Raw genomic sequence first — 11,321 nt, forward strand, 5'->3', positions numbered from 1 at the left:
CGAAGTCCCCTTCTGTCTGGTGTACCGACCCATACTGGTTGCAGGCATGGCCATGCGGCCGGGAGCAGTACAGCCCGGTTGCGCTTGACCTTGCAACGATGGGAAGGTGCAGGCTGCCGTCTCTGGGGTACGCAGTCGATGGCGGACCCGACAACCAGGTGAACAGGATGAACCCGACGAGCAAGCAACGCGATGCCACCAAGCCTGCGCGGCACGGCGCCGGTACACCGCTCGCGGCTCAGGACCATGCTCATCATGGGCATCATCACGAGCATGCGCATCACCATGACCGTGTTCAGGCACAGCATGGCACTCCGCCGACATTGGCCGAGCCTCGCGCCGAGGGCACCATCTATACCTGCCCGATGCATCCGGAGATCCGCCAGGACCATCCGGGCAACTGCCCCAAGTGCGGCATGGCGCTGGAGCCCTTGCTGCCGGAACCGGACGAGGGCGAGAACCCGGAGTTGACGGACTTCCGTCGCCGCTTCTGGTGGACGCTTCCGCTGACCGGCGTGGTGTTCGTGCTGGCCATGTTCGGCCATCGCCTTGGCTGGCTGGATCTTTCCGCGCAGAGCTGGGTCGAGCTTGTCCTGGCGACGCCGGTGGTGCTGTGGGCGGGCTGGCCGTTCTTCGTCCGGTGTTTCCAGTCGATCGTCAACCGCAGTCCGAACATGTGGACCTTGATCGGCATCGGCACTGGCGCCGCCTGGCTCTACAGCGTCGTTGCGACCGTCATGCCGGGCGCATTTCCGCAGGCTTTTGCCGAGCATGGTCGCATCGGCGTCTACTTCGAGGCCGCGGCAGTGATCATCTCGCTCACCTTGCTGGGGCAGTTGCTCGAACTGAAGGCCCGCTCCCAGACCTCGGCCGCCATCAAGTCGCTGCTCGGGCTGGCGCCCAGGACGGCGAGACGCATCGGTCCCGGCGAGAGCGAGGAGGACGTCCCGCTGGCCCATGTGCATGTTGGCGACCTGCTGCGCGTGCGGCCCGGCGAGAAGGTGCCGGTCGACGGTGTCGTGACCGAAGGCACCAGCGCCGTCGACGAGTCCATGATCACCGGCGAGCCGATTCCGACCACCAAGCGCGTCGGCGACCGGGTCATCGGCGCCACCATGAATACATCGGGCAGCCTCGTGATCCAGTCCGAAAAGGTCGGCTCGCAGACCGTGCTGGCGCAGATTGTCCAGATGGTGGCGCAGGCGCAGCGATCGAAGGCGCCGATGCAGCGCATGGCGGACAAGGTTGCCGGCGTCTTCGTCGTCGGCGTTATCGGCGTTGCAGTGCTGACCTTCGTCGCGTGGGGACTGGTCGGCCCCGAGCCGAGTTGGGTATTCGGCCTGATCAATGCCGTCGCGGTGCTGATCATCGCCTGTCCTTGCGCACTGGGCCTGGCCACGCCGATGTCGATCATGGTCGCAAGCGGCAAGGGCGCGTCGAGCGGCGTGCTGTTCCGCGACGCCGCGGCCATTGAAAACCTCCGCAAGGTCGATACCCTGATTGTCGACAAGACCGGCACGCTCACCGAAGGCAGGCCGGCTTTCGAACGCGCCATCGGCGCCAATGGCTTTAGCGAGGACGACGTGCTGCGCCTGGCCGCCAGCCTGGATCAAGGCAGCGAACACCCGCTGGCCGCCGCGATCGTCGAAGCAGCCCGTGGGCGCAGCCTGCCGCTGGACAAGCCGGAGAGCTTCGAGTCGGGTTCGGGGATTGGCGTCAGGGGCAAGCTCGGCGGCAGGCAGATCGCGATCGGCAACACCGCGCTGATGGAGGCCGAGGGCGTTGCCACCGGTCCGCTGGTAGCGCAGGCGGACGCGTTGCGAGCGCAAGGCGCCAGCGTCATGTATCTCGCCTTCGACGGCGGGCTTGCGGGACTGCTCGCGGTCTCCGATCCCGTCAAGGCCACCACGCCGGAGGCGCTGGCGCGTCTTCGGGAAGAAGGTATCCGTGTCGTCATGGCCACCGGTGACGGCATCGCGACGGCCAGGGCCGTGGCCAAAAAACTCGGCGTCGACGAATTCCACGGCGAGGTCAAGCCCGCGGACAAGCTTGAACTTGTCAGTGCCCTGCAACGGGCGGGCGCGGTGGTCGCGATGGCGGGCGACGGCATCAACGATGCGCCGGCGCTGGCCCAGGCGGATGTCGGGATCGCCATGGGCACCGGCACGGATGTCGCCATGAACAGCGCCCAGGTCACGCTGGTCAAGGGGGACTTGCGCGGCATCGCCCGCGCCCGGCAGCTCTCGCATGCGACCATCCGGAACATGAAGCAGAATCTCGGCTTTGCGTTCATTTACAACGCCCTCGGCGTTCCGCTGGCGGCGGGCGTGCTGTATCCCGCGACGGGCCTGTTGCTGTCGCCGATGATCGCGGCACTGGCGATGAGCCTGAGTTCTGCCTCGGTCATCACCAATGCGCTGCGTCTCAGGAGCGCTGCTGCGTAAGGCGGATGGGTGAGGACACGGAGTGACCCTGTTTATTTTTCAGGAGTCAGGTGTAGTGATGAAGCTTTCTGGTCCAGGCGCCGCATGAAAAAATCAGGCAAGCCACGCTGGCGGATCGCGGCGCTGCTTGTGCTTGGCGCGGCGATTGCCACTGCCGTTGCACTGCAGACCCGGCAGTACCTTGATACGCCCTCTGGTGCCGGCAAACAAGGCGATATGCGGCAGCTGCGCATCGATGCCACCGATCCGGTCAGCGTCGCGCAGGGTCGCAAGATCTACGCACAGCAATGCGCCGCATGCCATGGCGCCAACCTGGAGGGCCAGGCCAACTGGCGCGAGCGGCTACCGAACGGCCGCATGCCGGCACCGCCGCATGATGCGTCCGGCCATACCTGGCACCATCCCGACGCCGTGCTGTTCGCGATCACCAGGAATGGGCTGGTAGCCGGGGTGACTGCGCCAGAGGGCTATGTCAGCGATATGCCAGCCTTCGGCCAGTCGCTGTCCGACCAGGACATTGTTGCCGTGCTGGCGTATATCAAAAGCACCTGGCCACGGAAGATGGCTGCGGCGCAGCGGGAGGTTACGGAGGCGCATGCCGTGCGGAAGCAGGGCGCTGCGCAGTAGTCGCATATCCCCGGCCACCAATCGCAGTTTCCGCCTGGCGCTGCGACGGATCCAAGCCTGACAGTGCGCACGGGCCACTGCCATCGACTGGTTTGATCCTTTTGAGCATGTTTTAGATTATATCTAGTCTCGAAATGAGCATTGGCTAGACCTAAAGTGGAGTCTCCCAAGCTACTGAGGAGAGCCCTCCATGACCAAGGAAATCATCCGGACCAATGCAGTCATCCAATGCATCTTGAGCCGTAGCGCGGCCAAGTACTACGATCCCGCCGCCGCGTTGAGCGACGACGAAATCCGCGCGCTGGTACGAATCGGCACCAGCGCGCCGACATCCTTCCACATGCAGAACTGGCGCTTCATCGCCGTGCGTTCCGCCGAGGCCAAGGCACGGCTCAGTCCGATCGCCTGGAACCAGCCCCCGATCACCGAAGCTGCCGTGACCTTCATCGTCTGTGGTCAGTTGGCCGATTCGAGCGTAATACCCGATCGCCTGGCGCCGCTGGTGGAGGCGGGCATCATGCCGGCGGAGATGGTGCCGGAATGGGAGATTCCCGCGCGCGACCTGTACATGGATTATCCGCAGCGCCAGCGGGACGAGGCGGTACGCAGCGGCACCTTCGGCGCGGCGGCAATGATCTACGCGGCACGTTCGCTGGGCCTGGGTTCGACGCCGATGATTGGTTTCGATGCCGAAGCGGTGCACCGCGAGTTCGGACTGGCCAGGAACGAAGTGCCAGTCATGCTGTTGTCCGTGGGCGCAGAGCGCACCGGAAACTGGCCGCAAAAACCGCGCCTGCCGGTGGCCGATGTGCTGGACCTGGTATAAGCGGCGCGCCGCCGCACATGGATTTTCCCAAACTGGTGAAGCCAGTAACTTACAGAGACTACGATGCCAAGAACTGCTGCCCTGAAGCCGGAACAAGTGCCGGCCGATTCGAAACCGACCCTCGATGCGTTCACCAGGAACATGGGATTCACCCCGAACATGATGGCGACGTTCGCCCAGAGTCCGATCGCGTTCAACGCATGGGCCACCCTGCTGGGCTCGCTGAGCAAGGCGCTCGACGTGAAGACGCGTGATAGCATCGGCCTCGCCGTGTCCGAAGTGAACGGCTGCAATTACTGCCTGACGGTTCACAGCTTTACCGCCGAGCATATGGCCAGGCTGGCGCCCGATGAGATCGTTCTCGCCCGGAAGGGCCATGCCAGCGATCCGAAGCGCGACGCCGCGGTCCGGTTTGCGCGCAAAGTCATCGAGACCCGCGGCAACGTCGGCGACGCTGACTTCCAGGCCGTCCGCGAGGCTGGCTACACCGATGCGCACATCATGGAAATCGTCGCGCTGGTTGCCATGTATTCCCTCACCAACTTCATCAATAACGTGTTTGATCCCGAAAAGGACTTTCCTGCCGTTGCGCCGGCCGGCTCGATCTGACGCGGTCCGCTCGCATCGATTCGTCTCCGGTTGGTGCGAGCACCCTGCCCAAGCCTGGAGGTACCAGGGAAAGATTCCCGGGATACTGAAAAGCCAGCGAGGGACCGTCGTGCAATTGCCATAACATGCGTGATCGTTTCAGGTTCCCGAGATCCTAATGTCCCAAGTCGACTGGCTGAGCCAGCTGCTGCAAATGATCACCATCACCGGCCGGCTGGAGGTCCGTTGCGTCTATGGTGCGCCATGGCGGGTAGCTTGGCCTCAGTCCGCGGCACACGAGATTCCCTACCACGTCGTACTCAAGGGCCGCGCGATCGTCGAGAACCCGCAGGCGCAGACGACCCTGGAGTTGCTGGCAGGAGATATCGTGCTGTTGCCTCACGGGTCCGCGCACGTGCTGCACGATGGCAGTGGACGGGAGCCGGGTCGTACCTTTAACCGTCACGGTTCCGCGGGATGGATGCTTAGCCAGAATGATGGCCCGGGCGAGCCTCTGGACCTGTTATGCGGGCGATTTCTCATCGAGCCACCCCATGATCGTCTGCTTCGCAATTATCTGCCCACAAACCTGGTGGTACGCGCGATGGACAGCGATCGCGAAGAGGCCGTGGCCTCCGCTTCGAATCATCTGGCCGGGCTGCTGGAACTGATGCGCCTGGAGTCCACCGGCGACAAACTGGGCGGATGCGCCATGCTCAACGCGCTTACCTCGGCGCTGTTCACGCTGGTGCTGCGCGCAGCCAGCGAATCCGGGCAGGCCCCCGCAGGGTTGTTGGCGCTTGTCGGTCATCCACGGCTGGCACCCGCCATTTCAGCCATGTTCGCCGATCCCGCGCGCCCCTGGACCTTGCCGGATCTGGCCGAATTGTGCAGCATGTCACGCGCCACCTTCATGCGGCACTTCCAGGACAAGCTGGGACGCTCGGCCATCGAATTGCTGACCGATATCAGGATGAGCCTGGCCGCCAACGCGCTGAAAAAGCCGGCGATGACCACCGAGGCCGTGGCGGATTCGGTCGGGTATCGGTCCGTGGCCGCGTTCCGACGTGTATTCACGGAGACCATGGGAATGACGCCGGGGCAATGGCGCCGTCTGGCTCGCGCAGCGGATTACGACGCTGCATGATTGCCGGGTTTGACGAACAAAAGGCCCGTCGCCGATGCGACGGGCCTTATCTGTATCAAACGGCGGTTAAGGATGCTCTGCACAATTAGCCGGCGGATGTGCTTGCAATGAATCGTCGAGCCAGCGAGCATGTGGCGCATGAAACAAACTGACCTTGGACTGAACTTGTCGACCAAGCGCACCCGCAAGCGCGAATTCCTGGACGAGATGAACCGTGTGGTGCCATGGGCCGATCTGGTGATGCTGATCGCTCCGTACGCCCCGGAAGGCAAGCGCGGCCGTCCCCCGTTCGCGGTCGAGGCAATGCTGCGCATCCACTTCCTTCAGCAATGGTTCGGCCTGTCGGACCCGGCGATGGAAGAAGCGCTGCACGACGTGCCGCTGTATCGGGAGTTCGCCGGGCTGGACAACTGGACGGTGAGGCTGCCCGACGAGAGCACCATCCTGCGGTTCCGTCACCTGCTGGAGAAGCACAAGCTGGCCGCTCAGATCCTCGCGCTGGTCAACGACATCCTTCGCGACAAGGGATTGATGCTGCGCGCGGGCACGGTGGTGGACGCGACACTGATCAGCGCACCGAGTTCGACCAAGAATGGGTCGGGCGAACGCGACCCAGAGATGCACCAGAGCAAGAAAGGAAACCAGTGGTATTTCGGCATGAAAGCGCACATTGGCGTGGACGCCGAAAGCGGGCTGGTGCACACGGTGCGGGGCACGGCGGGCAAGGTCAACGACGTGGTTGAGGGCAACAGCCTGCTGCATGGAGAGGAAACCGACGCGTTCGGCGATGCGGGCTATCAGGGCGTGGAGAAGCGTCCGGACGCGCGGGCGGGCGTGAACTGGCACGTAGCGATGAAGCCAGGCAAACGTCGCGTCCTGGACCAAAGCAAACCACTTGGCGCGCTCGTCGATCAGGTCGAGCGAATCAAGGCGGGCATCCGGGCCAAGGTCGAGCATCCGTTCCGGGTCATCAAGCGGCAGTTCGGCTACACCAAGGTCCGCTATCGAGGGCTGAGGAAGAACACCGCGCAACTCATGACCTTGTTCGCACTGTCCAACTTGTGGATGGCGCGCGGCAAACTGCTGGCTGCCGGGGCATGAGCGCGTTTCTGGCTCACGCCGATGCCTCGCGCGCAGCCCGCGAATGCTGCTTCGCGCGTGCGAGATAGCTTCGCTCCGAGCTGATAGGTTGGCGTCGTGGCGCATTCAGCTTCCTGTTAAACGGCCAAGCACACTCGATTCGCGTTTGTGCAGAGTATCCTTAACGGAGATTCAATTTTGCAGCGCCAACACCACCACCAAGGTGGGGTGTAAGTTGGTGGCGTGGGGACACATCAACGCAGGCACGGTGCACACCACACGCCTTCGATGTGGGTGCTTTTTTCAGATGCTATGGCGTGGTGTCGAAGGTCCGCGCACACTTCCCCGGACCGCAACGGCCATGCAAGCGGTGACACCAGAGTCAGGAACCGCCGGCTAGCGAAACCTGAACATCCCTTGCCAGAATGCCTCGAACGGGCTGACGGGTATGTCGGTGCGCGCCGTGCCGGCATGCGCCGGCGCTGCGGCGTCGTCCTCGGCGCAGGCGTGGCGCGACTCATGCAGTGCATAGACGCTGTCGGCAATTCGTCCGGCGAGTTCCGTCTCGCAGTCCTTGCCCAGCAGGATGCCGAACAGGACGTCGCGCGAATGCCCCTGGTCGGCAAAGCGCATCGCGATGGCAACCATCTTCTCGTAATGCTCCTGCGCGGCGCGTCTCGCCTGCTCCTGTGCCTGGCGTTCCTCGGCCTCTTGTGCGGCGTGCTCGGCTTCCCACTTGCGCATTTCGCGTTCGAAGACGTCGTCGTAGACCTGGCGCTGCTCGGCGTCGGACAGGATCGCATAGGCATCGCGGATCTGCTGGAAGGCGGCATGGCTTTCGGCTTCGCGACCGGGATTGCGGTCCGGATGCCATTTCATTGCCGCACGGCGATAGGCAAGCTTGATCTCATCCAGGGTGGCATCGGCCTGTACGCCAAGCGTCGCGTAGAGCGTGGTCATGGGGAGCGGGGCGGAGGAGAGCGAAGGCGTTCATGCTAGCACGCCGCCCCGGCACGGAGCTTCCCGCCTTGCTCATGCGCCGACACTGCGACCCGCCGGGGCGATGCTGACGCATGGCTGCGTCAACATCGCCCCGGCCGGAGTGTCGAGGGTTCACTGCAAATGTTGTCCGCCGTTGATCGCAATGTTGGCGCCGGTCAGGAAGCCGGCTTCATGCGAGCAAAGATAGGCGACCAGCGCCGCCACTTCGTCCGGCTGTCCCAGGCGGCCGACGGGGATATGCGGAATGATCCTGGTGTCGAGGATCTCTTGCGGGACCGCCGTCACCATCCTGGTGGCGATAAAGCCCGGCGACACTGTGTTGACCGTCACGCCGCTCTTGGCCACTTCGAGCGCCAGCGATTTGGTGAATCCATGCATGCCGGCCTTGGCCGCCGCGTAATTGGTCTGTCCGAAGCCGCCCTTGGAACCAATGATCGACGAGATATTGATGATGCGGCCCCAGCCGCGCTTGACCATGCCTTCACACACCGGCTTGGTCATGTTGAATACCGAGTCGAGGTTGGTGCGCATGACCGCGTCCCAATCGATCTTGTCCAGCTTCCTGAAACTGGCATCGCGTGTGATACCGGCGTTGTTGACCAGGATGTCAGTGGCGCCCAGCTCCTCGTGAATGGCCGCAACACACAGCTGGCACGAGGCGTAGTCGGCAACGTCCACGGGATAGGCATGGAATTTTCTTCCGCCTTCTTCCATTTTCGCCAGCCAGGCGTCGACGCCGCGGTTGCCATGCGAATGCGTGACCGCGATGGTGCAACCCGCGTCCTGTAGCCGGACGCTGATCGCTTCGCCAAGCCCGCCCATGCCACCGGTCACGATGGCGATTTTTTTTGTCATGTCTGCGATCCCCTGTGTCTGAAATATGCGGGACATGCGCCGGGTCGGGTCGGCCACGGTTCCGGGCGTTGTCCCGCATCGGTACGGCAAGCGGCCGGGCGCCGGCGCCGCCAAACGCGGCTGGCGGTATTACTCCGCCGTGTGCGGGGCGGGTGCAGTGCGGCGTCGTACGCCCTTGGACGTGGCTTCGGCGGCAGCATCGAAGCTGCTCCCCGCCATCTGCATCGCCTGCTTAGCCGTCGCTTGCATGGAGTCGAAGAGCGCGGTCGTGGCGTTAAGCGCCTCCTGCCAGGCGACCAAAGGCGTCATCGAGGTTGCCGGGGCGTTGCTCAGCGCGGTTTCCATGAATCCCTGTACCTCGCGCTTGCCGGCGGCGTACTGCACCTCCAGCACCTTCTCGACGTTGGCCTGGGCATCGGCAACAATGTCCTGCACACGGCGTCGATACGCCAACATCGCTTCGGCCGTGGGTTGGAACAATTCCGCTTGCAGTTCAACGAGTTCTTGCGTGTCTTTGGTCGACAAGGCCTTCCTGGCGCAATCCTGCCCGTCTTCCAGGGTCGTTTTCATGGTCTGGAGATTCAGCTCCACCAACCTGGCGATGCAATCCAGCGACTTGCTGGCCAGCCCCGCCCAGGCGTCGATGCCGGTGATCTGAAGCTTGCTGATTTGCTCAGGGAACCACTTTGTCATATTGCGTCTCCAGATAAGTTCCGCCCGTCGCAACGATGGCGACACCAGTGCTGCGCGCAGCGGAGGGTCAGGGCACGACGATTGCCATGCCCACATTGGCAATGCCGGCTGCCGCTTGCCGCGCAGGCAGGCCGGCGAAGTCGACAGGTCCCGAAGGGCTAAAGCAATGGTCTGCAGGCGGTTTGCTGGCGTGCCTTGCCGTCGCTTGCGCGAACACGACCGACCGCTTTGAGAAAGGCGTAGCCTTGAATCGTGACTTGCGGGTGTGCAAGGGTTGGCCCGAGACGCTCGAGCGTAATGAACTGCTTCTCAAGCAGTGCCTGCATGTCCGCGTGGTCCAGCTCGATGGCGTCCGAGTGGTCGTTCACGAGGACCAGCGTGGCGAATTCATGATGACTCAGCACAGTTGTCTCCCAAGCTATAGGTCTGTTCTTGCTACGGGACTACACTACACCGCAGGTCCGCCTGGATCGGGGGGGCCAGTCATCGCAGACCACATCCTGGCGACGACAAGCTTGCCGCTCGCGCCAGAAACTCCATCTTAGGTGCCCATCACCGGCGCTTCAATGTCCTTGTCGACGGTCGCGAATATTTTCTGCATGGGTCCCATGGGCTCTGATAGGGTGCCCGAGCAAATTGGCAGAGCGCTATCCCCATGGTTTGTTAGCCCGACCGGTCGGTCATTGATTTGCCAGCGCGGTCTCAACGGCAGCGTGATGGTTGCAGAGTCGGGATCAATGCCGGGCCAACGCAAGGGGTGAGCTGGTGTGACGGACGCGCCTCGGCCTGCCTCACCCCATCCCCACCACGCTAGACAGCAACAGCTTCACCAGCACCGCCTGCCGCGTCGCCCCCGTCTTGGCAAAGATCCCCCGCAGATGCGCCCGTGCGGTGTTCTTCTTCACGCCCAGCCGCGCCGCGGCTTCATCGAGCGTCAGCCCGTCGACCATCAGCAGGGCCAGTTCGATTTCGGTAGGCGTGAGGTGGAACAGCTTGCGCAGGCTGGCGTGGGTGTTGCGCGGCGAGCCCGCGGGATCGCGGATAAAGACCGCCACCGCGGGGCGGCGGGCCTTGTCCTCGGTGCGGTAGCTGAGCGGGATGGGCCGCACCAGCACGCTCAGCGGCGTGGGCGCGGCGGGCCGGCTGAGCGTGGTGACTTCGCTGCGGGGCGTGGCCAGCGCATGGGCCTGCGCGGCGCTCTCCAGAATCTTGCGGAACCTGCGGTTCTCCATCGGGCAATGCGCGTGCAGCGCGCCGTCCGCCAGGTAGAGGCCGTCGCGGGCGCGCAGCAGGCGGCCGGCAACGTCGTTGGCGCGGATGCAGCGGCCGTGCTCGTCGAGGATGACCGTGCCCACCTGCATGCGGTCGACCGCATCGGCGTAGAGCGACCGTTCGGAGGCCAGCACGTCGAGCGCGGCATGCAGGTCGACGGCGCGTTTCAGGTGGGGCAGCAGGTCCTGCAGCAGTGCCTTGTCGGCGCTGCCGAAGTCCTGTCCCGCCGCGGTGCGGCTGATGAACAGCGCGCATTCGACGCCATCCGGCGTGACCAGGTTGACGGCCAGGATGTAGCGCAGGCCGAGCGGCTGCAGGTATTGCGCATAGAACGGATGGGCCAGCCAGCCGGATTCGCCGAATAGTTCGTCGGCACTGAAGAGCCGGTCGGGGTGCAGGTCCAGGAACGGGCACAGGGCGTAGTACTGCTCGCTGTATGAAGGCTCGCCGGGAAGATGAGGGCCGTAGTCGGAGGCGTTGACGATCAGGCCCGGGCGGTCGGTGGCGGGGTGGCGCAGCACCAGCGTGACGAACGTGGCGGCCAGTCGCTGGCGGAGGCTTTCGAGGAAGCCGGCCCAGGGCACGGTTTCGGTGGGGCCCTGGTAGAGCTGGGCGAGCAGGGCGCTAAGCTCGGCGGCAGGGAGGGAAGCTGGCAGCATGATCGAGGCGTTTCGGTGGACTGCCGGTTTGCTTCCCTCTCCCGCTTGCGGGAGAGGGGCAGGGGGTGAGGGCAGGCGGTGGGCAAGCACGGTGCGCCATCACTTCGTGGATGCTCCGGCCCTCACCC

Annotated in this window: 11 protein-coding genes; 6 read left to right on the forward strand and 5 right to left on the reverse strand. The window is 64.1% G+C overall.

All coding sequences use genetic code 11. The annotated features are described in order from the left end of the window. Positions 1–167: 167 nt before the first annotated feature. The 6 genes from CBM2586_RS19435 to CBM2586_RS19460 all read left to right on the forward strand — a co-directional run bounded on the left by CBM2586_RS19435 (position 168) and on the right by CBM2586_RS19460 (position 6,733). Entirely contained in the window at positions 168–2,444 is a 2,277-nt protein-coding gene (locus CBM2586_RS19435; RefSeq protein ID WP_258874945.1) for a copper-transporting P-type ATPase, read from the forward strand. A gap of 84 nt (positions 2,445–2,528) precedes the next feature. Further along, positions 2,529–3,071, forward strand: coding sequence for a c-type cytochrome (locus CBM2586_RS19440; RefSeq protein WP_115689279.1), 543 nt, complete (start codon positions 2,529–2,531; stop codon positions 3,069–3,071). A 190-nt stretch (positions 3,072–3,261) separates the two neighbouring features. After that, entirely contained in the window at positions 3,262–3,897 is a 636-nt protein-coding gene (locus tag CBM2586_RS19445; RefSeq protein WP_115665352.1) for a nitroreductase family protein, read from the forward strand. A 63-nt stretch (positions 3,898–3,960) separates the two neighbouring features. Further along, entirely contained in the window at positions 3,961–4,506 is a 546-nt protein-coding gene (locus CBM2586_RS19450; protein ID WP_115665351.1) for a carboxymuconolactone decarboxylase family protein, read from the forward strand. A gap of 157 nt (positions 4,507–4,663) precedes the next feature. Then, entirely contained in the window at positions 4,664–5,632 is a 969-nt protein-coding gene (locus tag CBM2586_RS19455; RefSeq protein WP_115665350.1) for an AraC family transcriptional regulator, read from the forward strand. A 138-nt stretch (positions 5,633–5,770) separates the two neighbouring features. Beyond that, on the forward strand, positions 5,771–6,733 hold the full coding sequence (locus CBM2586_RS19460; RefSeq protein ID WP_012354594.1) for an IS5 family transposase: 963 nt from the start codon (positions 5,771–5,773) through the stop codon (positions 6,731–6,733). Between the two features lie 375 nt (positions 6,734–7,108). Here the strand turns inward: CBM2586_RS19460 and CBM2586_RS19465 are convergent, their stop codons facing one another. From CBM2586_RS19465 to CBM2586_RS19485, 5 genes are all read right to left on the reverse strand, one after another. Then, positions 7,109–7,672 (reverse strand): J domain-containing protein, encoded by a 564-nt coding sequence (locus CBM2586_RS19465; RefSeq protein ID WP_115689281.1) that lies wholly within the window; start codon positions 7,670–7,672, stop codon positions 7,109–7,111. Positions 7,673–7,825: 153 nt separating this feature from the next. Beyond that, positions 7,826–8,569 (reverse strand): acetoacetyl-CoA reductase, encoded by a 744-nt coding sequence (gene phbB / locus CBM2586_RS19470; RefSeq protein ID WP_115689283.1) that lies wholly within the window; start codon positions 8,567–8,569, stop codon positions 7,826–7,828. Between the two features lie 129 nt (positions 8,570–8,698). Continuing rightward, a complete protein-coding gene (locus CBM2586_RS19475; RefSeq protein ID WP_115689285.1) occupies positions 8,699–9,262 on the reverse strand; it encodes a phasin family protein in 564 nt (187 codons plus the stop codon). Positions 9,263–9,420: 158 nt separating this feature from the next. Beyond that, complete coding sequence (locus tag CBM2586_RS19480) at positions 9,421–9,666, reverse strand: hypothetical protein (protein ID WP_115665346.1); 246 nt, start codon at positions 9,664–9,666, stop codon at positions 9,421–9,423. A gap of 387 nt (positions 9,667–10,053) precedes the next feature. Continuing rightward, the gene (locus CBM2586_RS19485; RefSeq protein ID WP_115689287.1) at positions 10,054–11,193 is read right to left on the reverse strand and encodes a helix-turn-helix transcriptional regulator; all 1,140 of its coding nucleotides are present in this window, start codon (positions 11,191–11,193) and stop codon (positions 10,054–10,056) included. Positions 11,194–11,321 lie beyond the last annotated feature (128 nt).

Source organism: Cupriavidus taiwanensis, assembly GCF_900250115.1.
GTDB classification, from domain to species: Bacteria; Pseudomonadota; Gammaproteobacteria; order Burkholderiales; family Burkholderiaceae; genus Cupriavidus; species Cupriavidus taiwanensis_B.